General features: G+C 42.2%; 16 protein-coding genes and 1 pseudogene. 3 read left to right on the forward strand and 14 right to left on the reverse strand.

Going from position 1 to position 26,036, the window contains the following annotated elements; genetic code table 11:
* Positions 1 to 46 precede the first annotated feature (46 nt).
* Genes JR338_06130 through JR338_06140 form a run of 3 tightly spaced genes read right to left on the reverse strand, consistent with a single transcriptional unit; the run spans position 47 to position 6,566 of the window.
* Entirely contained in the window at positions 47 to 2,941 is a 2,895-nt protein-coding gene (locus JR338_06130; protein ID QRN84310.1) for a hypothetical protein, read from the reverse strand.
* A 31-nt stretch (positions 2,942 to 2,972) separates the two neighbouring features.
* A complete protein-coding gene (locus tag JR338_06135) occupies positions 2,973 to 5,744 on the reverse strand; it encodes a VWA domain-containing protein (protein ID QRN82031.1) in 2,772 nt (923 codons plus the stop codon).
* Between the two features lie 24 nt (positions 5,745 to 5,768).
* Positions 5,769 to 6,566: a response regulator transcription factor gene (locus JR338_06140; GenBank protein ID QRN82032.1), complete on the reverse strand. Its 798-nt coding sequence runs from the start codon at positions 6,564 to 6,566 to the stop codon at positions 5,769 to 5,771.
* Positions 6,567 to 6,941: 375 nt separating this feature from the next.
* Here JR338_06140 and JR338_06145 point away from each other — a divergent pair.
* From JR338_06145 to JR338_06155, 3 genes and pseudogenes are all read left to right on the forward strand, one after another.
* Positions 6,942 to 8,075, forward strand: a pseudogene (locus tag JR338_06145) (IS3 family transposase).
* A 331-nt stretch (positions 8,076 to 8,406) separates the two neighbouring features.
* The gene (locus tag JR338_06150; protein ID QRN82033.1) at positions 8,407 to 9,309 is read left to right on the forward strand and encodes a hypothetical protein; all 903 of its coding nucleotides are present in this window, start codon (positions 8,407 to 8,409) and stop codon (positions 9,307 to 9,309) included.
* 11 nt (positions 9,310 to 9,320) lie between these two features.
* Positions 9,321 to 10,208, forward strand: coding sequence for a hypothetical protein (locus tag JR338_06155; GenBank protein QRN82034.1), 888 nt, complete (start codon positions 9,321 to 9,323; stop codon positions 10,206 to 10,208).
* A gap of 130 nt (positions 10,209 to 10,338) precedes the next feature.
* Here JR338_06155 and JR338_06160 read toward each other — a convergent pair whose 3' ends face one another.
* From JR338_06160 to JR338_06210, 11 genes are all read right to left on the reverse strand, one after another.
* A complete protein-coding gene (locus JR338_06160) occupies positions 10,339 to 12,426 on the reverse strand; it encodes a UvrD-helicase domain-containing protein (protein ID QRN82035.1) in 2,088 nt (695 codons plus the stop codon).
* Positions 12,427 to 13,075: 649 nt separating this feature from the next.
* Positions 13,076 to 13,261 (reverse strand): hypothetical protein, encoded by a 186-nt coding sequence (locus JR338_06165; protein QRN82036.1) that lies wholly within the window; start codon positions 13,259 to 13,261, stop codon positions 13,076 to 13,078.
* 519 nt (positions 13,262 to 13,780) lie between these two features.
* Positions 13,781 to 14,182 (reverse strand): helix-turn-helix transcriptional regulator, encoded by a 402-nt coding sequence (locus tag JR338_06170; GenBank protein QRN82037.1) that lies wholly within the window; start codon positions 14,180 to 14,182, stop codon positions 13,781 to 13,783.
* Positions 14,183 to 14,401: 219 nt separating this feature from the next.
* Complete coding sequence (locus tag JR338_06175; GenBank protein QRN82038.1) at positions 14,402 to 15,118, reverse strand: M48 family metallopeptidase; 717 nt, start codon at positions 15,116 to 15,118, stop codon at positions 14,402 to 14,404.
* Complete coding sequence (locus JR338_06180; protein QRN82039.1) at positions 15,118 to 18,165, reverse strand: HsdR family type I site-specific deoxyribonuclease; 3,048 nt, start codon at positions 18,163 to 18,165, stop codon at positions 15,118 to 15,120. Before JR338_06180 ends, JR338_06175 begins: the two co-directional genes overlap by 1 nt.
* A gap of 11 nt (positions 18,166 to 18,176) precedes the next feature.
* Entirely contained in the window at positions 18,177 to 19,187 is a 1,011-nt protein-coding gene (locus JR338_06185) for a hypothetical protein (GenBank protein ID QRN82040.1), read from the reverse strand.
* Positions 19,184 to 20,443, reverse strand: a complete 1,260-nt coding sequence (locus JR338_06190; GenBank protein ID QRN82041.1) for a restriction endonuclease subunit S — start codon at positions 20,441 to 20,443, stop codon at positions 19,184 to 19,186. The genes JR338_06185 and JR338_06190 overlap by 4 nt, the downstream gene beginning before the upstream one ends.
* Positions 20,440 to 22,857, reverse strand: coding sequence for a type I restriction-modification system subunit M (locus JR338_06195; GenBank protein QRN82042.1), 2,418 nt, complete (start codon positions 22,855 to 22,857; stop codon positions 20,440 to 20,442). Before JR338_06195 ends, JR338_06190 begins: the two co-directional genes overlap by 4 nt.
* 13 nt (positions 22,858 to 22,870) lie before the next feature.
* On the reverse strand, positions 22,871 to 23,356 hold the full coding sequence (locus JR338_06200) for a hypothetical protein (protein QRN82043.1): 486 nt from the start codon (positions 23,354 to 23,356) through the stop codon (positions 22,871 to 22,873).
* Between the two features lie 2 nt (positions 23,357 to 23,358).
* Entirely contained in the window at positions 23,359 to 23,889 is a 531-nt protein-coding gene (locus JR338_06205) for a hypothetical protein (GenBank protein QRN82044.1), read from the reverse strand.
* On the reverse strand, positions 23,889 to 25,784 hold the full coding sequence (locus JR338_06210; protein QRN82045.1) for a DUF262 domain-containing protein: 1,896 nt from the start codon (positions 25,782 to 25,784) through the stop codon (positions 23,889 to 23,891). Before JR338_06210 ends, JR338_06205 begins: the two co-directional genes overlap by 1 nt.
* Positions 25,785 to 26,036: the final 252 nt, after the last annotated feature.

Below are 26,036 nucleotides of genomic sequence, written 5' to 3' on the forward strand. Positions count from 1 at the left end.
CTGGGTGTGGCACCCAGAACTGTGGATGCCACACCTTTGAAATTGATTAATAATCTTTTACAACAGCACCCAACATGCGTTGATAATCTCGCAAGTAGGTAATTTCACGTTGAAGTTGGGGGCGCATCTCCTCGTTATTGGTGGGCAAATTACTGATCCTGACTTTCAATTCAGTGATCGCCTCTTCGATTTTCTCAATGGCTGAGGTATTCCCCATATCCTGAACGAGGTCTTCAATTCTGCGTTCAAGCTCTTTCCTGAAATCAATCTTATGAATCAGGACTTCCTCAGCTTTCGAACGACCCTGTTCAAGCCGGAATTCTGCAGTTGGTTTAATTTTGTGAGGCCCAGAATAGTCTCGTTTCAGATCAATATAGTAGAAGCTGCCAATTTGGATTATGAAATCAAAGACCAAACCCAGGGCAAACATCTGGCGGCTTTTCTTATGCTCGTCCGGGAAGATATCTTCATAGACTACGATATTTGGCAGAATGTGCAAAGGATCCATTGTTTCTTGTTGGACCAATTCATACATGACCTTATATTCGTCCATATCCTTCAGCAAGAAGGCGGGCACACCGTGCTTTACCCGGACAACATCGATGCTATGCTTGAATCCAGTCGAGACCATATTAAAGTTTCGGTTCTGCCGAAAACGTTCTGGGATCAATGCATTGTTCTTGTTCTGAATGCCGATAATGCTCTTCCCTTCCTGATCAAAACGGCTGGTATCACGTTCAAACTGCCAGAAGGGACTGCAATAAGCAAGCAAATCATCCATCATGGATCCCAATCGCTCAGATGCATTATCAGGATACCTCTCATTAATAGCGTCCAAAAGAGAAGTTCCATTGATTGCATCAGTAAACTCGTCCATGGACATCCTGACCAAGTCTTCTTCAAATCGGCTCTCCATCCATTGGATAATCTCTTCCAAGGAATTAAGCTGTAACCGATCAATAAAATCCTTCAATATTACACTTTGGATAAGTGATGAAGACTTTTCCTGGTAGAAGTCTAGGAAATATTGTTTATCACTAAGGATCTCTCGCTTTAGCTCAAATGTGCCTTCAGCTATTGTCTGAGGTTCAAGAAATTTCTTATGTTTTTCATCGAGGCTCGCCATTGTCTTCTTTAAAATTTGTTCAATGCTATCCAGCTCAGCAGATTTGACCTGAAGAAATGTCACTAATTGGTTATAAAGCTCTCTGGCTTTGTTTTGCGCGATATAAACAAGCCTTGTTTCGATATATTGTTCCATCAATGAAAGGCTTGCACGCTTCCGCTCTTCGAAAGCATTGTCCCATTTTTTTCGCAAGAGGAGCTGTTGAGCATTATGGAGTAGATTACCGTCCATATCAGATAATCGACTTACGGATTTTTCATAGGTTTGCCGTAAATTAGAGAGCTTTGACTCTGAAACGCCTTGCTCTGTGATCCTATTCTGCAAATCGTTTAAAGAAGTGACCAGATCGGATGCATCTGCGCGAATTGGGGACCGGAGAGTTTCAATTAATGCTTTGGCGTTCTTAATCCCGTGATTCAATAAAGTTGAAGCGATCACCTTCTCAATCTGTCCTTTGAAGCCCAGTACAATATTAGCTTGCTGATCAGAAAGCAGATCCGACTCTTGGTCAAAGAAGATGCCTGCTTCCTGAAATTGATTTGACAGCAATGTAATGGAATTTCGGAGTGATTCGCTTTTCAAAATGGCCGATTTTTTCAAAAGGTCCATGGAACGATGCGCCTGGATCGAGCGCACAAGTGATTCATCATCCAGTCCAATATCAACAATCATGGATGAGGCTGTTGTCTTAATCCAACCACTATCCACATCGCGAAAAAGTTCGTTCTGAAGAATCTCGTAACCAAACCTGTTCCCACAGAATTTTTTAAGTCTCTCAGCAGGGTAGACAATCGATGCTGAAGCTAATGAGCTGTAAGCTTGTTTCCGCCCGAAAACATAGTTATCTAAAACGCCCACATTGGTCATGAAGCTGCTGTTTTCACCAGCAATAGCCGTTCCTGTGTCGAGGAAAATCGCCTGGGCCAGCATTTTATAAATATCCTCAGAGGAATCGAGTCGATTATTCGCCTCATTCAGCATATCAATCACAAAATGGACATCAAATGGGACATGGTCCACATCCACGGGAGCAATCCCAGGATATTCAACATACCAATTAGGATGTTCCATGAGATATTGATCTTCCAGAAACCAGGCATATGTGTTTGCTCGGATTTTTCGACGCTGAAGCGTCGATTCATCCTTAATTTCCTGATCAATCACTGGAGGAAGGATGCTAAACGCCAGAAGTTCAGGATGGTTACCCCTAAGGAGTCGCCGGCAGAGATAGGCCAGGTCGAAAGACATTGAGCTACCAGTCCCGCCGCAAGTTGAGAAGATGAAGATCACCCTTGTATTGCTATCTGAGACATTGAAGGTAATGGATTCATTGCTCTTTTCGTGAGTTTTCATAATGTTTTCGATATGGTGAATACTCTCAATCGCATATTGCAGCTTTGATAAGAATGAAGAGCCACCAACCGATTCAGTGAACTTCCGAAAAAGGCTGAGCCTGCCAATGAGACGCATCTGTTTAGCTGCGCCATTTGAAACAATGCCAGCGTGAATCTCAGTATTATGTGGCCACCATTTTTTAAGGGTGGGGAAGTTCTCAATATTTCGGATAACTGTATTGACATCATGTCCTACCAGTTCCGCCCTCTCATCAGCTGAGAACCAATTTTCTGCGCCTTTGGGAATATTGACATCGGTGTCCACCCAAAGGAATCTGACTATCGGAATATCTCCATACTGATTTTGGATCGCCTGCTTGACTCGAAATCCAATCTTCCCTGCAGTTGAGCCTTCCATAACAATTAAGGTTGGCGGTATATTGAGTTCAGTTTTTTGTGGACTATCAATTTGTTTAGCCATTGCTAATTTACCCCTCTTATCCTTTTCTTGTTTAATAACCACTGTCACTTAGATATTGGAAATTATTATTTTCTACAGAGAATTTGATCTCATTTTCTAATTTCAATTCATTCACAACGTAATTGTATTTTTGCTTCACCTCTTCCACAGGAATTAGCACAATCTCAGACCTTCCAGAAATGACCTGCGATACTAGCTTAAAATAAACCGATTGACTTGTCCCTCTCTCTAAAAAGACGTCACAACTCGGATCACTACCAATGAGCAGTTGCCGTTTACTCATAGCGGTAAGATCAAATGTACTTACAGCAGATCGATTCTTATCAGTCCAAATGCGTAATGTCCCAGTCACGAAAGATCTTTTTTGTCGCTGCTTTAGCGCTCCAATAACTTTGATTGTAATCACTATTGTTCCAAGGATGATTAGGCCGGTCCAAAGCATGACCTTTTTACATCTGGAGAATAGTGAGGGCAATTCAATTCGAACTGGAATGGATTGTGTGTCTTCCTCCATTCCTACTGAATCTTTTTCTGTTTCAAGTAGTAAATCGAATTCCTGCATTCCAGAAGTGAAAAGCTTAGTGTTGGTCACATCAATTTGATATTCTCCTTGCCCAGGTTCCACAATAATTTCGTCGGAAACCAGTTTTATGGAGCTGTCCCCTAAAAGTGCTAAATAAAGCACTTCCGATTGTCTACTTGAAGACGAAATTGTTAATTCCAGATTCGACTTCCAATTCAGGCAACCGATTGGCTCTTCACAGCCGATGGGCTGCACATTAAGGACTGTGATGGTCGGCTCAAAGACTGTCATCCTGATCGGGATGGAAGCGTTGGTAAAGTTCACTTTTGCCAGTGTCGAAAACACGATTTGTAGATCGTATGCCCCTAGCCCTAAGGACGAATCTGATTTGAGCCAAAGGTCTCGATATATAGTCTCATTCGATGTTAGCGTGATTTGACTGGGTCCCTCCAAATACACACCTGAAGGCCCTTCCATTGTCGGTGTTAGCGAAAGCACTTCACTGGCCGTCGAAGTAATTTTCACTTGAACTGGAACGCCTTCTACTAGTTCCTGGTTTTCAACCAGGATATTTGATTGCCCAGCCATAAGGTTTATAGCAATACTCGGAATGATTTGAACCTCAAACTCCAGTGTGCTAGTGTGAAGATAAGGCAATGTCTGACAATAACCGTTATCCACATAGGTGTCCAAAGTGTAGTGCCCAGTTTTCGAAGGCTCAAAGTGACCTGTATAAAGGTTCTCATTATTGACTAATTCAACTATTGTAATTTTTCCACTTTCATCAATGATTTTCCCTGTTACTGTCCCCGAATCCAACGCCTCTTCCTGGCTTTCGCCAATTCGAACACTAATGTCTACACTCTCGCCAGAATTGATGGCAATCTTTTCGGATTGGGGCGATTCAATCACAATATCAGGCACAGAAATTAGAGTGACCATCTCTTTTGTACTCAACGGAATAAGCCCTTTATATCCCCTGAGCTCAATGGAATAGGTCCCTGGAACCGTGGTATTAGGATATAGTCTAGAGAAAAGACCGTCATCTGCAGTGATATCGCCATGCGTTCCATCATCAAAAAGTTGATCTATCGCTTCCTGAGTTCCATCCGGCCACGTGATTACTGCACTAAATTGGCCTTCACCAATAACACGATGTGGTGTTGAATATTGATCAAGTTCCAAGATTTGAGCCTCAATCAACATGGGTTGTCCAGTTTCAGCCAGGTTATTGCCAGAAAATAAGTCGGCTTTAAGATTAGAAGAAATAATCACCCTTAGCTGTGCCTGCCCTTCACCTGATAGGTCAACCTGCCAATCCCCTGGAAAATTATCGGCAATGGTGATTACTGCATAATCAGGATCTGTCCCTTGATAATAAGTCACCTCAGGATCATTAGGTTCAATAATCTGCCCATCGGGGTTTAGTAGTGAAACATTGATTTTCTCATCCTTTGTTACCACAAAACTAATTTCAGTAAGGTAAGGGGCAAGACCAAGGTCAATGTTTACAATCTTGTTTGAAGGACTAGGAATCTCACCTTCGCCAATAATCGTTCTATCCTTCCACTGGCCCAAAATGTCTAGATATACATCAATCAGATCTAAATACGATTTGGCTGAATATAATTTTCCATCTGTCTGCGATGAGACTTTTGCCAGAAATTGAACGGACGCATGATTGGTCAATGCTACTGAGATCACTGGGATATTCAACGATCCAATTAGATCAATCGTATCCTGTTCGTAGGAGGTGTAAAAATTTACAGGTTCAGGTTGTCCATCCGTTAAAAAAATGATGATGGATTGATCAGAATTCTTTGAACCTGATTGAACTAACTCAGAAACAGCTAAAAATGCGGCTTTTACGTCTGTATAGCCGTCAGGTGTCACAGCATGAATGGATTCAGTTAAGGTCAACTTTGTCTGCATAGAAGTTATTGTTACAATCCCCTCATGTAAAACCTTGGCTTCGTTCGAGAAAATAACCGTTCCGACCGTATCACCTTGATCCAATAAAGAAATGAATAATTTTGTGGCAGCAAAGCGCAAATCTTCCGGATCGTTATTTGCCATACTTCCAGAATTATCTATAACGAAAATTACATTAACATTCTCAGAGCTAGGCTCATAAATAGAGCCTGCAGATAAAGCACAGAGACAGATTAATGAAATTATGAGTAATGTGAAATTAAATTTGTGTTTCATTATTTCCTTTACTATCCCCCATTGTGACATAATTAATTTTGATGTAACTTGAGTTTTCCTTAAGAATTCCATAGTGATCCATCCCTCATAAATTTACTAATTGACAATTCTGGGCTTTGAATACACATGAAACGCTATTGTTTCTTTTGAGGTTCCATTCCTTGGTTTATAACCACAACCGTTTGATTCCACAAAATGAGATGATATAACCCCTTGTTTTTCGATATTAAAATTTATCCAGTCATCTCCATTCAATAGATCGGTAACTCCCAAATTAGTATATAAATTGCTGATTAGGGTAAATGATGAGTTTGTTGATATCAATAATTCATCTGCAAGATTGCTTCGAGGCATACTGTGAATAAATGCCAATCTTGCATATCGATTTTCCGTAGAAGTTAAATAATCGTCTGAATCTATTCCGTTAATGACCAAACACCTAGGACCAAAATCAAATCCCTGAGAATTTGCTTCTTTCAATATAGTCTCTGTTATGACAAGTTTACCTTCCATTAAATATGCGATTGCCCACCCTAATGTTATGTCCGATTCAGACTTCAATAAGTATCCTGAAATTCGATCATTGCTTAAATGAATTAAATTATCCTCCTCAACAGTGGATGCTAGTAATAGTGTTTTGATTCGAGGCAATACATTAATTAAATAGTTTAAGATTTCATTGAGGTTGTCCTTGTAGTCATCTACATCGATCAATAAGAAATCTATTTTTGATGTGATGGAATTAGCCTTTAATTCATCAAAGGACATTAATTCGCCAACTATCCGGGTACGCCAATCAAACAGGATTATATGGGAAATCCAATTTCGAGAATATGTATCTTTTGCTAGAATTGCAACTGTTGATATTTTTTGTTTTTCTTTAGAAATATTCAAAACCTTACCCCCTAAACTAGAAAAACTATATATATAAGAGTCTATCTAGGTTAATAAACCTAAACCATAGATAATATATCGATTAAGTGTTTTAAGTTTTCATCATAAATTAATAAATCAGTAATAATCTATCCAATAGAAATAGAAAATACTGAAGAATTCATTTTATAAGTTTCACAGGAAATTCAATAGAAAATTACAATTTGATAATATACAAATTAAACTTTCCGAAATCGGAAATGCCAGGATGGTTTTTCTTAGATTTAAAAAATGGTTATATTACCTCTTCTTCTATACGGAAAGTGAACACCTGATCTGACCCCCAAAAACTGATCCAGATAATGTGATAGTATTTGGTGAAATTGGAGTTTAGAAATGACACGAAGACGAGTTTATATTCCGGAACAAATCATCACCATACTACGAGAGGCTGAGATCCTCATCTTCAAGGCAAGACAGTGAAAGAAGCCAGAAAGCTACTGGAGATCAGCGAGTAGACCTATTATCGCTGGCGGAGAGAATATGAGGGCATGGATATAACACAGGCCAAAAAAATGGAGAGAATGAAGAAGAAAATACCAGGTTAAAAAACTGGTGACTGATCTCTCTTTGGAAAATGCCATCTATAAGGAGGTGCTGGGAAAAAAGTAATTGCGCCTGACTGCAAGGGTCAAGCTGTCAGGTAGGCCGTGGAAGCCTTGGATATCTCCGAACACAGAGCCTGCCAGACGATAGGCCAGCCACGGTCAACCCAGCGTTACGACAAGCCTGTCCCTGAGGATGAAGCACTGCTCAGACAAAGGAAAATTGAGCTGGCCAGTCAGTATGGGCGCTATGGGTATCGGGTGATCACAGCATTACTAGGGAATGAGGGTTGGATCATCAACCACAAGCGGGGCAGCGCATTTAGCGGGAGGAAGTGCGAAAAATACCCCAAAAATAGCCAATACGTGGCAGATTATGACTCAATGATGGTTCATTAGTAAGATTGAGGCCGTTGTTCTCCAAACATGTGTGGAGTTATGACTCCATGGAAGATTGCACCCAAATGGGGTCAAGTTCCGCATTCTGAATGTAATCGATGAATATCCGCGGAAATGTCTCGCTGTGAAGGTGGCCAGGAGGTTGACCTTCCACAATGTCGTTGAGGTGCTCACTGACCTATTCATTAAGCGTGGCGCTCCCGTCCATATCCGTTCTGATAAAGGCCCTGAATTCATTGCCATGCGGGTCTGGGATTGTTCAGCAAGGCTCCATGTTCGTCCTTAATCAATTGAGCCTGGTAACCCCTGGGGGAATGGTTATTTTGAATCGGTCAACGGCAAAATGCATGATGAGTTATTGAATAGAAAAATTTTCTACACACTAAAGGAGGCTCAAATATTGATCGAGGTGTGGCAGAAACATTACAACACGGTCCGTCCTCATAGTTCTCTAGGCTATCATCCCTCTGTACTTGCAACTAACTTGGTTCAACCTACTCAATTTCAGCCGATTGGACTATCATGAAGGGACGATACAACATATAGGGTCAGGTTGCGGAGACGTGCAGATTTCCATTTAGGACAGCCTGGAATCGGTAAGGAAAGAAACGAGAGAACCCTTGTCCAAGAGATAAAGTGATACCAATTAAGGCCGCCTTTAAGCATTTTGGAATGATCTAGTAAAACCGGAATTTCTGAAACAAAGATAAACGTTACTAAGCATGAGATGGTTACGATCATGGTTATGATCTTATAGATAACTCAATAGGGTCATAAACCTTATTGTTTATATATGATGTTAAAAATAATGAAGTAGACCTCGGCAACAACGCATTGCATCACAGGAAACCGAATAAATGAGTTTCCATAAAACAAAGAAATCAACACATCAAAATTGTCGTTCTCTTTTGCAGAAAGCGATTAGGCGGGGCAATGAAGATATTACTCGAAAAACAGCTTACCATCTAATTGACAATGGAGATAAAGCATGGCTCAGAAGCAGGTGTGTTGTCATTTGTGCTGAGGAGTGCTGGCCATACCTTAGAGAATTAAATTACACAACTGATGAGATCGAAACTTTAGAGAATCTATCGATCCTTGCCAGAAGAAAAAAGAATAAGGATGCGGCCGGATTAGGATCTTTAGGATATGCTCTGTCTCAGGGAGAGGAAAGCGTCCTCCAAGGCCAAACCAACAATAAACCCGTCAAAATAATATCTCGAGCTATTACACGTCCAGATGCATATTGGCTGTGGTTGAAGTCGCTCGCTTCCCGTCCAGAAGAAGAAAGTCTCGTGGATCACCTGATCTCATTGCATAAAAAAGGGGGATGGCCCTGGGATCGGGCTTTTATTCAGGCTGCAGGATATCTATTTTTCCATGATCCTAAAGAGATTTTGAATGAATCCAAGGAAATTGTAAATACCAAATTCCCCTTTTGGGTAGCCATTGATAAGCATACTGCTGACGGTAAAAACGCTATTAGAGATACTGCGGATGAGTTGGGAATACCCAATCGCCAATTAGGGTGGATTAGTTTTTACATGGAAAGTGGCCGAACACGTAACTCGCATACTTTTTATTGGTGGGAAAGAGAAAAGAAATGGAGGTTAAACAAGCTCGGAATTAGTGTTCAAGAGGCAGAAGACATTTGGAAAGAAGCAAGACTGAAAATCGCTGAAAGGTTAAGCTGTGAAGCCAAAGAATTGGAAGATCACATTAACCAAAATATCATTGCAACTCAACATAGTCTATTTTAGGAAGGGACCAAATGTTTAAGAAAAATCAGATTGAAGAATTAGTTGAATTGTTACAAAAACGGGATGTCAAACTGTACCACTCGGCTCAATACAAAGATTTCAAATCGTATCTACATATTGGCGGAATACCTTCGAGAGCCTTGCTCGAGAAGGAAAAACAAAACATGACGAAATTTGTTACCGATCAAAATGATAAAGACAATGGCGTGTGGGATAAGGTTTTTCTAAATTTAGAAGATTTCGGGAAAATTTTTGCAAAGGGGCATGCTGGTGTACCCACTGTTTACGGCCCAATTACATTCATCTTCTCTCCAGCCGTTTTAAAAAAAGCTGAAGACGTGGCTATTTGTCTCCGGTCTGCAGGATGCATGGGATTTGATCGTCGAGTGGAATCGCTAAATCAAATGAAGGAAGTTGACAGTCTTTTCAGCCGTGAATTTCAAGACGACTATCATTTTCAATACCTAAACCCAATATTAAAAACCAAAGTTGAATTAAAAGCAACCTTCAATTTGCCAAGCGCCAGCAGCCCTGAACTTAGTCTAACCTTTTCAGGTCAATATGCTGACTTTGATGAATCCCTAATTGGAGTTTTGGTGGATCCTTATCAAATTAATGAATCGAAATTGGTGGATTTAGTTAGAGAAGATTTATATAGAGCAAATATTCAAATAGAATCAAAACAAAGATGGTGGGGCGATCGTTGGTATATGATGCCTGAAATTGTCGAAATTATCCAAAATGAAGTTCCCACACTAGATGAATTAATGAACAAAGAAAATCTAAGTGCTCGATTTACATCGTGGATTAATAGACTTAAGGATAACGAGTTAGATTATCAGTGGCAAAATTATGCAACGTATTTGAGAGAAGGGACTATTATTCCAATTGTTTCTTAAATGAGAAATTTCCCTCGCAGAATTGAATACCCTTGCCAATTGTGTTGAAAAGGATCGAAAATCACCGGCTATAATCCAGTTTTATTTACGTTCGCATTTCGTAAAGCAATAGGTTAATTTTTGCTCCTAATTAATTTATTATTTTCAGGTGATTCGTAGGAATATCTTGTAGGAACCGTGAACCCTTTCCTTCGGTGGCTATCATACACAATTCCTCTGATGCTCGGGTCATGCATACATAAAGCAATTTGCGTTCCATTCTTATTGCATCCTGCAGATCATCGGCATTAGTGATGTGACTCGTGTTTCTTGGGATCACGCCTTCTTCTACATTCATCAATATCACAACTGGAAATTCCAAACCCTTTGCAGAATGAAAAGTGATGGTTTTAATATCATTTTCGAAGACATCAAAATGATCTTCTCTAAAATGACAGACTGGTATCTGAGCTTGCTGCAAATAATTTTTAGCAATTTGTACCCGATCGTTTGAACGACACAATACTGCAATATCACCCAACCTGTAGTGATTTGATTCTGCAAATTGTAAAATCAAATCCTTCATCTTCTTCAAGTCCTGATCGCTCTCAGAGCTAACATAATGCAATCTTGGTTTGAAGCCCGGACGGTCGCTGCAGCTGGGTTCGATTGCCTCATCCAATTCATGTTGTGGATCAGCTTTTGATAATGCCCAGGCAGCTTCCAGGATCGGCTTTGGGTTACGGAAGTTTTTTGCCAAATTTCTCACTCTGGCCCCATAGATAGTAATGTTCGCGTCTTTCCATGAGATGCCCTTGTAATAGATACTTTGCGAAGGATCTGCTAAAAGGCATAAACCACGGCTCTCCCCACCCCCCGCCAATGCGGCTGCTAGTTCTAATTCCTTAGGTGTTAAATCCTGTGCTTCGTCGATAACTACCTCTGGATAAGGCTCAAAATTGTTTCCCATCTCTTTGATTTTTGCAAGTGATTCCAGAACAAGATCCCCTTCATCCATAATTTGTTTTTCTTTTAATCGAGATTGATAATCCTGATAAATTTTCCAAATGATCCTACGGGCATTTTGTTGAAGTGGCCGCCCTCTACCAACCCGACTGATTTGGCTATATTCCTGCCAGCTTTTCACTCCCCTGCCTTTAATCACTTGGTCAATTTCAGTTTTGATGAAGTTTTCCTGCTTCAAGAAGAAAAAATCTGCTTCTTTGGGTACGATATTAGATATTGAAGATGATAGTTGCGTTTCAGCTAACGAAAAATCTAATCGGCGTTTGTGATCGCCTAAAAAAGACTGGCACCAGTCTCTAACTGTTGATGCCTCAATCCTTTTTGAAAGTTCCGTATGTGAATCGGTTGAGGTTAGTTCATAAAATAATTTTTCCACGACTTTGGTAAGGGTTTCAGTATACGTGAGAAATAATACCGGCTTTGTTGAGAATAACCTTTGTGCTTTAGAAAGCTGCAAAGCTCTATAAACGCCCACCGTTGTTTTTCCTGAACCCGCCACTCCTTTGATCAGGATCGTTCCTGTCGCATTGGCGTTTACAATCTCCTCCTGCTCCAGCGAAAGATCCAGCATCAGCCGCTTAATCTTGCCTTTACAGTACTGTTCTAATCGATCTGCACTTTCCCTATAAAGAATATTGTGGATATCCAAATAATTATCTGGGGACCAGTTTGGGGTTGTGTAAATACTTAACAGAATATCATTGGCCTGTTTTGGTAAATTAAGTTCATAGATGAAATCGAAGTCAGTTACTTTTCTAACTTTATCAATTTTTTCTTCTGGAACACCGAACAAACGTAAATGATTGGGATTGACCCTTTGAAAAATTCCAGGTTGATTCCGTTGCCAACTTTCACCTTCTGTTGGTTTTTTATTTTCCATATCGGATTTGGGATTGATCTCAGAGATTACAACACAAGAAGAAATATCATCAAGATCCGCTAAATCGTCAATTAATTTATGCTTCCCTACCCGCCATAAAACTATTGTTCGACGACTATCTCCATAAAACCAGGCAATCCGATAATTATCATTGACATAGGATCGGAACACATCTTTCCTTGTGAAGCTATTGAATTTATGAGATTGCAATGAATTGTGATGAGGATTCTGCTGTAACAAGGTTTGCGTTTTCGGTAATTGCTTATCCCTCACATGCGTGGGCAAATCTTTTAGGTCACTTTCATATTTTTTAGTTATCTTCAAGGTGTACATTGGCGATTTTTCTCTATTCACTTTGATGAACGAAGCAGTTATGTGGTAAAGCAGCGAGAATTAATGGTTATTGATTTTTATTTAAGCGAAGATAATAATTTGGAAATTGTATGGGTTATGTCACTGTTTTCCCTCTTTACTTGGCTTTTTGTTTATCTATAATATCATTAATGATGAGATTAAATTCATGTAAACCATCAAAGTGATTATTTGGTAAGAATGATAAGGTATAGCCAAGTGAAATTATGAATGAGAAACTGCTTTCTTTGTAAAGAACCTCAATACAAATAACGAAACCCCTCCCCGATTCCTTTGATGAACTAATCACACAAAAAAAGAGTGGGGGAAAAATCAATGGACAACATTGTTTTCATTCCTGCGACACCAATTTACTAATTACGAAGAACTCTTTACTGCTCTTGATGAATTCATTCCATTGGGTGTGACCTGACCCCAAAATACGATCACTATATCTTGACCATTTTTTTAGAGGTCAGATCAATAAATATTTTTTTAGAAAACTAATGGAAAATTTTTTTAGATCAATAATCAAATATTAATCACTCTACTCCCCGAATAGAATCACAATCCGACGTCAGATAGGGGTTGAACTACCACATGATAATCCAAATTTAAAACAAATTAACTGTTAAATCAAGCTAATTGGATTAGGATCATTTCTCTTTCCCCTATACTCCAATCGATAATGCGCAAAAGCCGCTATCTCCGACAGAATAACAGGTTCCAATTTCCCTAAGGCCATATCTTCAGCGATTTCTTTATAGACCTCAGCCATTTCAGGTTCAATGCTAAGAATTATCATTATTTGTTTCATCAATTCATCATTCTCAAACTGAAGGTTCTGTGCGGATTCAACAGGAATACCAAGAAAATCACAGATCTTGATAAGTGTATCAACTTAAACAGTCTCCCCGTTTACAACCCGTGCGACAGTCGAGTAACCTATGCCAATCAACTTGCCCTCTTACCGAACAGACATATTTTCGGAGTCCATTCTATTTCTAAGCAATCTCGCTAAGTCTTCCATAGTCTCTCAATTATCACTAATGCTTAGAACACATTCAATATTTTTTTTAAGCCAATTCTATTCCAACAAAAATATCTTTTCAATATTTGCATGACATTCTCTATCTCTTCCACTACAAGGGGGTTATATAAAATTTTTTGCCCGATGAGGGGTCTGTGTATATAAATTGATTATTTAAATTTATAAAGTGAACATCCCACCCCACCCCTTGTTTATTTTCCCAGAACAGATAACACCAATCCGACATCGGATTGGTGTTATAAAAGCGTATGAAATTTCGCGAGAAAATTCCTGCTTTTCTATTTGTCAATTCTTTTTCAAATAATCCAGCCTATAATGGGCAAAAGCAGCGATCTCATTTAAGATTCTCTTGTCAAGTCTATCATCAGCTAAGTTATGTCCAATTTCAATAAACACCTCAGCTAATTCAGGTTCTATACCGATTACCCTTAAGATCTGATCTACCAAATCATCTGTTTCCTCCCGTAAATTGAGCATCGATTCTACAGGCACTCCGAGGAAATTACAGAATTTCACCAGTGTTTCGATTTCAACAGTCTCGCCATTGAGAGCTCTAGCCACAGTTGAATGACTAACGCCAATTAATTTACCAGCATCACGGACAGATAGCCCTTGCATATCCATCCGATCTCTTAGCATACTGGCAAGTTTGCTTGTTTTTTTCTTACCCATCTTTGTATTATCCAATCCTCATTCCAGCAAATACTGAAAGAAAAACAAAATTACAATCTATTGTGTACATCACGTCAGACAAATTATACCAAATTGTTGACAGAACAACGTTCGACAAATCACGTTTCTCCAATAATCAATAACTAATCCAACTCATCCCCAGCAGACATCCAAGCTACCTTTTGCTTCGGGAAAGGTAGCTTTCCAATCAAGAAATACTGCCCTTATTACTTCTCAATACCCCCACTCCACATGCCCCAAAGGAGCCCTATTCAGCTCATCTCTCACATACTTCCAATTAGGCATATATTCATCCATCAATGAAATAAAATAAGCGTTATGACTTGGTTCAATGAGGTGGATCAGTTCATGGATAATGATATATTCCAGGCAGATCTCGGGTTTCTTTGCCAGTTCTGTATTCAGATGAATATTCTTGCTCACAGGATTACAGCTTCCCCACTTCGTCTTCATCCATTGCACGATTATCTTATTCGCATTGACACCTAATTTATCTTCCCATTTCTCAAATAAAGGTGCTGCAATTCTACGAATTTCTTCACGATACCAGGCTGCCACAACCTCTTCCCTTTTTCTCAGGTCACTACCAGGTCGGACAGTCAAGATTAACTGATCGTGCTTCAGTTGGACAGAAGGAGCTTGATCTGCCTCAATAATATTGAGCAAATACCTTTTTCCCCAGACATAATGGCTTTCAATATCAAGATACTCACGAGGTGTCTCGCGTTTCTGCGCCTGAAATTTCCTTTGTTGCTGTTTTATCCATCCTATTTTGGATATGATATAAAGGCGGATGATATCCAGATCCATCCGCTCTGGTGCTGCCACCCGGACATCGCCGTCCGGCGGATAGACACTGAGATGGATATTCTTGATAGCCTTGAATTCCACTTCTACTGGGATTTCACCAATCAATATTTTGTCAGCCATCAATACTCACGTTGGTGATAAATGATCTGAAAAATCCGCTCTACCTCATCCTGATTTCCAACAATCTCATAAATCGCTGACTTGATCACATTTTCCTTCGCCTGATACCCTCGCCACTCATCCGGCCGCACGACTTTAACCATTCTATCAATTCGCAATGCCAAATCCATGTCCTGGTCAAGGTTATTCCATAGAGCTCTTTTCCCTGGTGTGTTAAGTAGTTCAGGGGTATCGTCCGATCGGCCAGTATTGACCTGGGTCGCTATGTCAGCAATTCGCCTGAGATACTCCTCGTATTCAATCGCCCTTGCTCTCCGAGCCGCAATTACCTCATCCAAGAGAGTGGACATTTTCTCAAAGAAGGCCGGATCATTGAGGAACTCCCTGATAATCTTCCGACGGACGTTATTTTCGATGACTTCTGCGATTGCTGCTTCATTGCCTCTTAGACCAGCCAGCCTTTCAGCAATGGCACTTGCAATACCTGATTTCACAATCAAATCCAGTAAGCCAAGATGATCAAATGGCGAGATTTTCCGAGGCACATCAGCCTCGATATAGGTATCAATCAGGTGTCGCATGTCCGCTTCATAAGGTTTCAGGTCAAGAGTTTCATCACTGGCATTCCTAATAATTTGGCGCAGATTCAGATAACGGTCCATTGTTCGTTTGATCCGCTCAATATCATCCCCTGTATAGCCAGCCTCAGGAAGTTCATCAGAGATATTTGCATAAGACCGGATTAGAGAAACCGTGGATTTATAAAGCATCACCCGGCGTGGCTCGTGCTCCTTCAAATCTTCTGGGATTTCCGTATTGCCACAGAAATAATGGATGTTTTCCAACTCACCTTTTGGTTCCTCGACAGGCTCAACTAACAAAGCCAGAGTCTCAATCGCGTTATCCAGTCGCTCCCTCCCCTTCTTCAAACGGTCCTGGATCAGCACCTCAGGCGCAGAGCCGCCGGCACTGTGGTCCAACTCAGATGTATAGACTGCAATCGCGTTTTCCACCTTCTTGAAAAGGTCCTTGTAGTCCACAATATAACCAAAATCTTTATCTTCACCGTCCAATCGGTTCACCCGACAGATCGCCTGGAAAAGGCCATGGTCCTGCATGGTTTTATCTATATACAAATAAGTGCAGTGAGGAGCATCAAATCCTGTCAGCAATTTATCCACCACGATCAGCAGCTTCATATTGGCCGGCTCACTGAGAAACAATTCCTTCATCACATCTTCGTAGGTTTCGGTCCTCGATTTGTTGGGTTGAGCCTCAATTCCCTCAAGAAGTTTCTCGTAGGTTTTATAGATAAATTGTCTATCCGTTTCCGAGTTGGCACCTGTTTCTTCAAGGGTGATATCACCCACATAGGGATTGTAGGATGTGATCAGAGCACATTTATTTTTGAAAGGTGTCTCCTGAAAAAGCTCGTAATATTTACAAGCTTCATAGATACTGGAAACGACCAGCATTGCGTTACCGCGTTCATCGTTAAGCCGTCGCTTAGTACTGAAGTCGAAAATAATATCACCAACCACCCGACCCATCCGAGCCCGGGAACTGAGCACCTTTTGCATGGTGCCCCATTGCTTCTTGAGCTCATCCTTCTGCCAATCATTCAGCCCTCTGGTTTTTGCATCAAACCAGGCGTCAATTCGATCCTCCGAACTTAGTCGCTGGTCAATGTCCCGCGCCTCATAGATCAGATCCAGAATGACACCATCCTCCACACCCTCATTGAATTTATAGGTATGGATATAGTTTCCAAAAACCTCAAGGCTGGTCTTGGCATCTTTTTTCAAAAGTGGGGTCCCCGTGAAACCAATGAAGACCGCATTCGGCATGGTCGCTTTCATAAACCGGTGCAATTTATTGCTTTGGGTCCGGTGGCATTCATCCACGAAAACAAAGATCTCACCCACCGTTGGGCTGGGTTGGCTTTCCATATCTTCCAGGAAGGCATCCATATCACCCACATCCCGATGGCCAAATTTATGGATAAGCGAACAAAGTAACCTCGGCGTTGCCTGACCCAACTGATGCAACAAATCGCGTCCACTGGTTGCCCGATGGATGCTTTCACCCATTTCTGTAAAAACGCCCTGGATCTGCTTATCGAGTTCATCCCGGTCTGTGATGATGGCCACTCGGGCATTGGGATTATTTTCCAAAATCCACTTTGCCAGGTAGACCATCACAATGCTCTTGCCGCTGCCCTGGGTGTGCCAGATGATGCCGCCCTCTCTACGTCGGATATGTTCCTGGGCAGCTTTGAGCGCAAAATACTGGTGCGCACGCGGGAGCTTCTTGATCCCGCCATCGAACAGCACAAAGTCATGCAACAATTCAATGATCCGATGTTTCTCGCACAAGATCAGCAGGTATTTATCAAGTTTGAAGCGGGTATTATCCTCTTCGTTTTCCTTCCACTTGAGGAAATACTTCTCCGGTGTGCCGATCGTTCCATACTTCAGACCTTCGCTGTCATTCCCTGCGAAGACGAACTGGACGGTGCTGAAAAACCAGGCGTTGAAATTTGGCTGCTGATTGGATAGGTTTTGCCGGATGCCATCCCCGATGCTGACCCGGCTGTTCTTCAACTCAATCACCCCAACCGCGATCCCATTGACATAGAGCACAACATCCGGACGGCGCTCATGCCCCCCTCGCAGCGTGACCTCTTCGGCAACGGCAAAGTCATTCTTTTCGGGTTCATCCCAGTTGATCAGGTGAACGAGTTCATGAACTTCGCCAGCTTCTACCTTTACAGACACACCATAACGCAGCAGGTTGTAAACGGCCTTGTTATTTTGATACAACGAATTGTGGCTGTTATCCGCCTTGCGATGAAGCAGTTCCACCGCCCGGCTGATCTGAGCCGGCGTATACCCGCTCTTGCTCAGCCAGTCCTTCAGATATTTTTCCCAGATGTTGCTGTTCTCAAAGTCCGACCGGTCCCCCAGATATCGGTAACCTAACTCCTCTGTAAATAAACCAATCACCCGGTTTTGGGTCGCTCGTTCCGGTACGCCAATGTTACTCATTTATTTCTCCCTTAGATAGCATATAGATCGCGATACCACGCAATCCAGTGGTTCATTTCCGGGTCGTTAATAGCAGCGGCAGCGTTAACTACGTCTGCCGAAGTATACGTGGTGAACCCGGGATTATGATTAATCAGGTGCTGATAGGCCTGCAAGGTCTTATCCAACGCCGTGTTTCCAGGATGCCTCACCACTGAAAAGGTGACTTGTTGGAAAGGTTGGCGTTCATCCTGCTCAATACTCAGGCCCAGCAGCTGGTTGCGCCAGAGCTGGTTCATGCCACCCTTGAATATGCAGTGGTCATAGTCCGCATGATTGACAAAGAAGTCCTGATTCTTTTCTGTAATCTCCCAATAATGGTAGTGGTTCGCACTATGATAATAACAAACGTCTTTCTCCATCAGGATCTCGGAAATCGACCGCGAACAATCATGGCTGGCATTCCGCCCATTGCTTCGGCTTCCACCGCAGGTCGTGAACTCAGCTTCAGTCAGTTTATGCTCGATCAGCCACAGGCACAGCTCGTCTTGATGGTTATAATAGGCGATCCCGATATCCGAATCGGTGCCGGTTGTTGGCCGCTTATCCCCCAGGGTGCCGAAAGGCTCATCCCAGAATTCGATTCGGAAGCCATGGTCCAGGTAGTCGGTTGCCAGGCGGGAAAAATCGGGCTTGAGTGCCGAGAAAACAGCATCCGCCTTGGGATGCAGCAAAATGGGCAGGAACAGGTTGGCGTTCGCCACCTGGGAGCTGGCCACGTGATTGCTGTAATTATGCAACTTGAATGGGAATTTTTCATGATGACGCATAAAGGCCACCAGAGTTGGGGGATAGATCATTGGAAATTGACCCGCATAGGACTCGGGTAAGATCGCATCATTCGGAGCCTCCCCATGGCAACCTGGTTCCCGGGTGATATGTGCCCATTTCCAATTGACCAGATGGACCTGCATGCCTAATTGAAAAGGTCTCAGAGAGCCATTAAGCCTGTATTGCCGCCCTTCAATACTGTAGACTTTCATACCAAGCGAATCCTCCCTGTCAGTAATTCTTGCATCATACCTTCTTTAATTTTATTAAGTTTATCAAGCTTATTTTCCAAAGTGGTAATTTCATTATCCATACTCGATAACACTTCTGCAATTGCAGCTTGCTCAATAATATCAGTGGGATAGAACACACTTAGTTCTCGGAATCTCTTTAGCGTAATAACATATCTGGTTCCACTTCCTTCACACATTGTTTCTGCCTGTGAGAGAAAGTGTCTAGTAGCAAAGATATAGGCTCGAAATAATAGATCCCAATTATTGTTTTCATAAAGACGCAACCTAACAAGATGATAACTGTAAGCAGCATCCTGTATATCTTCCATCGCCACTGCGGAATTAGCAATGTCATATGGGACTTCGGAGGTGGGAGTAAAGAAAATATCCCCTTTTTGTACTGAACATTTCAGTATCTTTTTTGTTGGGGCAGTAACCCAATGATGTAAATCCTTTGAGAAAATCAAATTCCTATGATACACATCTAAATAATTAACAAGTCTTATTGGAGACTCATCAGTCTTAATTTTCTTATCAATTCCCGCTCCTGAAATTTCTCCAATTTCGCCTAATTGCCTTTCTTCCCACCTTCCCGTAAAACCCGGCAGCCTTCGTTTCCCCGTCAGCAATTCCTGCATGACACCTTGCTTGATCAGGCGCTTCTTGGCGATCAGCTGCTCCAGCGAGTCAATGTAGGCATCCATGTCGCTCAGGACTTCGGCGATGGCTTTTTGTTCTTTGAGAGTGGGAGGAATAATAACTTTTATGCTATCGAGGATTTTCGTATTTAGAGATGCCATCGTTTGTCCGACAGCGACTTCTCTTACTCGTTGCTTCAAAGGCTCGGATTGGAATTGATAAATAAGATATTCGGGTAAAACTAATTTGCGAAAAGGTCTGACTCTCAATAATCTTCCAGAGAAAAGCCATCCAACTTCACTTGATCTAATTAGAGCACTACGATCAACAGAACCAACTCTACTAAAAACTATGTCGCCTTTGTTAAGGAGATAAGCTTTTAATCGTTTCTTATCGGTATCAGAAACTAAGGGAAGGTTATCGTGTATAACATTAGTGATTCCAAGGTGTTCAACAGTAATTATTGGCGTACCACTTTGAACATAGTCTTTTTCATGTAAAGTTGAACCGAATGGACCTGTCTTCACATCTGATATTTCACTGACCTTCATCACGGTCCAGTCTTCTGGGAACAATCCAATTTCTGTTATTTTCATATCCGATCAATCCCAGGAAAGCCGATCTGGTCAAGGTGATTGATTACTTTATTTTCCAGTTCTGCAATTAACTGGTTTAATTGCGGCAATGGAATCTTATAACGTTTATTAAGATCATTCAGACTTAAAACTAGTTGCTGACCAATCGTTTTTATTTCTTCTTGTAAAGAAGACGAAGTCGTCATCATCCACTTATTAGTAATAACTAATGTTTTAATATCATTATCAGTAAGATTGGGGTAATGATTATAGGATCTCAGGTCAAGAAATGAATCGGCTCTTCTAAGTTCTTTTTTTAGGCTAGCAAGTTCTTTGTAACAATTTATCCAAAGACTCAATATCTTGGACTCTTCCTGAGCTTCAGGATCAATCCTTAATTCTGATAAACGAGAATTTACATTTGTTTTATTGATTTTCTCAAAGTCAGCAAAAACACCTTCCTCATCACTATGTTCTTCTTCCAGCTCAGAAATTTGTGAAGTGAGATCTTCAATTTTTTCATTTAATCCATCAAGCTGTTTTTTTTCGTCCTTGAAAAATCGATCTACAAGATATGGTTTGGGGATCAAATCGCAAGCCCAACCCTTATCCTTCTCCTTGCCATTCTTATCGGTTTCAATAATCCGATAAGTCTCCGCCTTCCAGCCATCGGTTGAGATCAGATAGCAGTCATCCTGCATGGTCTCTTCCCAATAATCCATTAGATGCTGGTAGATATCATAGGGATCAATCAACGGCAGGTCCTGGTAGTGTTCCAGCAGGTCATTGGAGAGTGTTTTGATCAGTTCTTTGGGTTTGAATCCCGGTTCGAGGGCCTTAAGTTTGGGAACCCACTTTTCCTGCCACGCGGCGAAGTGATCGGCCATTTCCTGGGTGAAAGCCATAAATTCGGGATTTTCCTCAATGGTCGATCGGATCGCTGATTCCTTAACAGCGAGGTCAACATGTCCTGGACGGTTTTCCTTGAAGAGTGTCACCTTCAATCCCGGGAAGGCCTGCCAATAGCGCTGCAGGGCGTCAATATCCCGGGCAGGGATTCCGCCCTTCAGGTGCCCTTCGATATCCTGCAGGTCTTCCGGCTCCTGGGTGTCAATATAGCGTGGCAGGTTGAGGTTGTATTCATGCCCCTCAATTTCTTCAAAGGACACCATCCGGGAATATTTCTCGATCTCGGTCTGGTTCTTAAAGGCGTCCACGATCTTGTGAATATCCCGGGCGCGCAGGCGGTTCTTTGGGCCGTCCTTGATAAAGCCCTTGCTGGCGTCGATCATGAAGATGCCTTTGCGCGCCTGGGCGTTTTGTTTTTCCAACACCACAATGCAAGCCGGGATGCCTGTGCCATAAAACAGGTTAGCCGGCAGCCCGATGATGCCTTTGATGTAACCCTTGCGGATCAGGTTGCGCCTGATTTCCGCTTCCGAATTACCCCGGAAGAGCACGCCATGGGGCATGATGCAGGCCCCCACGCCGGTGCTTTTGAGCGACCGGACAATATGCAGCAAATAAGCATAATCGCCCTGACGGTTAGGTGGCACGCCGAAGGATTCGAACCGACCATAGATATCATGATCCGGATCGAAACCGGTTCGCCAGCGTTTATCAGAGAAGGGTGGATTGGCGACCACAAAGTCAAATTGTTTGAGGGCCTCGCCTGTCAAATATTGGGGTTTTGACAGGGTGTTTTCCTGTTTGATTGTCGCTGTTGGATTGTTGTGGAGGATCATGTTCATCCGCGCCAGACCGCTGGTGGCCGCATCTTTTTCCTGGCCATAGAGGGTCACGGGAGTTGTGGCTTCCTCGCCAACTTTGAGCAGCAGTGAACCCGATCCACAGGTAGGGTCATAGACGGCGGTTTCTGCGCTGGTATTGGCTTCACGAATGCCAATCACCTGCGCAATCACCCGGCTGACCTCAGCCGGCGTATAGAATTGCCCCTTGCTCTTCCCGCTCTCCGTGGCGAAATTGCGCATCAGATATTCGTAGGCATCACCCAGCAGGTCATCATCATCCGCCCGGTTCTTGGAGAAATCCAGCGCAGGGTTTTCAAAAATGGCGATCAGGTCCGTCAGGCGGTCCACCATATCTTTTCCGGAGCCTAATTTATTCGGATCGTTGAAATCGGGAAAATCAGCACGTGATATTTGCGCGTTGGCATTGACCAGAGGGCCAATAATTTTCTTATTGATCTGGTCGCCAATGTCTGATTGGCCTTTCAACGCCACCATATCCTTGAAGCTTGCGCCTTTTGGGATATTGATTGGAGCATAGGGCGTCCCGGCATATTTATCGCTGATGTATTTGATGAACAGGAGGACCAGGACATAGTCCTTGTATTGGCTGGCATCCATGCCGCCGCGCAGGGCGTCGCAGCTTGCCCAGATTGTCGAGTAGAGTTCTGATTTTTTGAGTGCCATGGTGGTTGGTTTATTACTCCTTGATCTTTTTTTCGTGAACCAGAAAATAACCGGATGAGCTGCGGGCCAGCGTATCCGACATCGGATAGACCGAACTGACCGCCTGCAGCTTGTTCAGGTCTTTCATCTCAATCTTGGTAATTTTTCCTATTTTCATGAACACTTTCATGAATTGGAGGATATCTTTTTCAGTGTAATACGGAGGGATCAACGCCTGATCAGTCGGCAACTCCCTGCTAATTGAAAGGAGGGGCGCCTGATAAGCTGTTGATTTCTTCCGGTTGCCTTTGACCAAATAAAGATAAGTGGGGATATTCTCGGCAATCTGTTGTGTGAGTTTGTCAATCCTTATTTGAGAAATGGTCTGACCCATCTTCCCAAACCAGACCGAGCCCTTTTTCTCAACGACTTCATTATGAAGGGCAACAACATCGCCCACATCAAATAGACTATCAGCAAATCGGACGATGAGATGGAAGGGCTTCTCTTGTTTGGCCATGGTTATGCAACAAACTCCTCACCAGAGGGCAGCAAGACAACATGAACACCGGTTAACAGTGTTTTATATTTGTCCAGCTTCATCAGTTCAAAAGTCCTTGGCTCGGTGACAAAGAATATTTTGATGTCAGCGTTAGCTTCCCGGAGTTTCTTGAAATCGTTTCTGAAGGTGTTTATCTGCTGAGCACCCAGGTCATTTGATTTATAGGGCGAGGTTGTTTTAATTTCAGCGACCAAATGCCGGCCATCCGGAAGTTTGACATCAATATCCAGGCCTGGCGCGCCTTGAGGTTTATCCGCTGCGTTGAAACCTTGCAAGTTAAATTCTTCTTCAAGGTAACGCTTTGCCAGGAGGGTTGAAACGAATCCGATGTCATTGTTGAAGTTGCCCTGGATCGATTTGATACTGTTCAGATAGTCAAACCAGGCTGCGATATCCTCGTATTCAGGATAGGGATTCTCTGATTGAAAGGAATGGATCCGATCCAATCTCCGCCGGATGTCTTCGAGTGTATGCAATTCCCTGATTTCCATTAGCCCTCCAACAGCTTCCGCAACCGATCAGGATTCCATGTGTATTTTGCCAGTGCGATATATAAGGCTTGGCGCTCATCCAGATCCGCCTTCTTAAATTGCTCGTGGGGCTTGAAAGGAAGACCAGATTGCTTGATAAAACTGAGAAACCCGGGATTATGCGCATAACATTGAGGACTAAGTGATTGCGCTAATAAGTTCTGGCCATAATAATGATTGTATTTTTCCTGATAGGTACAATCGTTATAACTCGCGTTGAATTTTTTAGGTAGCAATAGGAGGCCGCCTATCCGGTTGCGATATTCGCTAAAGTCAAATGGATGGTTGAATTCATCTGTGTGACGTTCCGGATGATTTGCCCAGATGTGCTCGACTTCATAAGGGTTCTTGGGGTCGCCTTTAACATTGATATATTCTAGGTAATGGGATGGCTGGCCGGAACCACGTTCAATAGTATCCGTCATCCGCGCCAATAACCGATGAATCATATAACGGTTCTTCTTGTGAAGTGAAAACCTGTCAAAATTATCAAAATCATCTTGATCATCCAGCCGGCGAACCAAAATCGGGATCAGGTCCTCAAGGGATTTTCTCCGGATTTCCCGCATAATAAGAAACAGCGTATATTGCATCGTAGAATAATTAATGCTGTGCCAGTTCCATAGCCGACGGGCAAGGACAATTTCAAGGAAAGTAGAAACAGCCTGGATTTTTAATTGGATTGTCGATTTATCATCGTCAGGCGTGAGAGGCGCAAGAATTACTGGATACTGCAATGTCAACCCTAATTGGGCTATATGGAAAACATCTTCCAATCCAGGAAGGTATTCTGATGACGCCTTGCGTAATATCAGATATTGCTGCCCATAAAAAGTAAAATCATTCTTAATAAAGGTATAAAAATCGTCAGAGGTTGTTAAACCGATCCCGACTTTAATATTCTCCTTTTCTTGAACAATATCCTTATGGTCCCTGACCCATCGATGGAATTCGGTCCCCAACCGATCAAAGTCCCGTGGTTTTGCATTTTTCTTTCTCTCACGGATAGACTGAGCATATTGGCTTCTTAACCAGGCTTTCAAAAAATCAGAAACCTCTTCAGGTGAAATTTCTTTAAGCTCATGGCTTTGAGCCTTCCAAATATTAGCAGCTTCGTCCCGTTTTTCTTCATCTATGATATTGGCCAGCAAATACCCTTTGAGCATATCTGTGGGCGTCAGCGAAAGGCCACGATCATTCATGGTCTCGAAAATCATATAAGCATCATTATCAGAATATGCTGTGATCTCCACCAGGTGAACATTATCGATCAGCCAATCAATAAAATATGGTAGGGTTTCATCTTTAATGTCTGGATCAAAGAAGCTCTCAATATCTTTATATCGGGCGATGATATTCTTGACTGATTCGGATTGGCCATTAATTTCATAATCTTCCTGGTTGAAGATCGCTTCCATGGCCGCTGCTCGCTCCTCCACGTCCAGGTTGAATGATTTCTCACCGTATTTCTCTGAGAAGATCATTTCCTTGATGCTGACTTTGTCTTCACGATCGCTTTGGAGATTATCGAGATAGATCAACAAGAGAGTAAGTGTTGTCAGACGCTGCTGACCATCAATTATGAACTTCTGACCATTCTTCGCGCTAATGACAATTGAGCCAAGAAAGTACTGTCCGTAACCAGCAACGGCTTTGCGCTCGTTCTCATCTTCATGATCATCTAGAAATCGGTTGGTAAGGTCCTGGAGCAATTCCGAGACCTGCTTAGTTGTCCATTTATATTCACGCTGATAATAGTCAATGGTGTATTTGACCCCCGATAATAAGCTGCGAATTGACTTTGATACACCACGGATTTCCCGTTGAAGTTCTTTTTCCCTCTCGGCATCTGTCATGATTATGATTATCCTTTGTACTGGTGTAATTAACGGTATGGCTCGCTAACAATCGTTTATGCAATAGTTAACCCAAACCCTCACCTATTATAATGCCAAGTATTCCCATCTTTAACTCAGTCTCCATCTCACTGATGATGGACGAAATAAATTTACATGCGAGGGGCCTAGGACTATATTACCGTTATGATGCAAAATTCCAAAAAAGATATTAATCTTTTGTGAATTGGTATACCAAACGCTTTCCTTGGA

The organism is Chloroflexota bacterium (genome assembly GCA_016887485.1).
Lineage (GTDB): Bacteria > Chloroflexota > Anaerolineae > Anaerolineales > Anaerolineaceae > Brevifilum.

What these genes read in the sequence shown, in the direction of transcription:
- JR338_06130 (QRN84310.1), bottom strand. Translation starts at nt 2,941, where the DNA reads ATGGCTAAACAAATTGATAGTCCACAAAAAACTGAACTCAATATACCG.
- JR338_06135 (QRN82031.1), bottom strand. Translation starts at nt 5,744, where the DNA reads ATGGAATTCTTAAGGAAAACTCAAGTTACATCAAAATTAATTATGTCA.
- JR338_06150 (QRN82033.1), top strand. Translation starts at nt 8,407, where the DNA reads ATGAGTTTCCATAAAACAAAGAAATCAACACATCAAAATTGTCGTTCT.
- JR338_06155 (QRN82034.1), top strand. Translation starts at nt 9,321, where the DNA reads ATGTTTAAGAAAAATCAGATTGAAGAATTAGTTGAATTGTTACAAAAA.
- JR338_06160 (QRN82035.1), bottom strand. Translation starts at nt 12,426, where the DNA reads ATGTACACCTTGAAGATAACTAAAAAATATGAAAGTGACCTAAAAGAT.
- JR338_06165 (QRN82036.1), bottom strand. Translation starts at nt 13,261, where the DNA reads ATGAAACAAATAATGATAATTCTTAGCATTGAACCTGAAATGGCTGAG.
- JR338_06175 (QRN82038.1), bottom strand. Translation starts at nt 15,118, where the DNA reads ATGGCTGACAAAATATTGATTGGTGAAATCCCAGTAGAAGTGGAATTC.
- JR338_06180 (QRN82039.1), bottom strand. Translation starts at nt 18,165, where the DNA reads ATGAGTAACATTGGCGTACCGGAACGAGCGACCCAAAACCGGGTGATT.
- JR338_06185 (QRN82040.1), bottom strand. Translation starts at nt 19,187, where the DNA reads ATGAAAGTCTACAGTATTGAAGGGCGGCAATACAGGCTTAATGGCTCT.
- JR338_06190 (QRN82041.1), bottom strand. Translation starts at nt 20,443, where the DNA reads ATGAAAATAACAGAAATTGGATTGTTCCCAGAAGACTGGACCGTGATG.
- JR338_06195 (QRN82042.1), bottom strand. Translation starts at nt 22,857, where the DNA reads ATGGCACTCAAAAAATCAGAACTCTACTCGACAATCTGGGCAAGCTGC.
- JR338_06200 (QRN82043.1), bottom strand. Translation starts at nt 23,356, where the DNA reads ATGGCCAAACAAGAGAAGCCCTTCCATCTCATCGTCCGATTTGCTGAT.
- JR338_06205 (QRN82044.1), bottom strand. Translation starts at nt 23,889, where the DNA reads ATGGAAATCAGGGAATTGCATACACTCGAAGACATCCGGCGGAGATTG.
- JR338_06210 (QRN82045.1), bottom strand. Translation starts at nt 25,784, where the DNA reads ATGACAGATGCCGAGAGGGAAAAAGAACTTCAACGGGAAATCCGTGGT.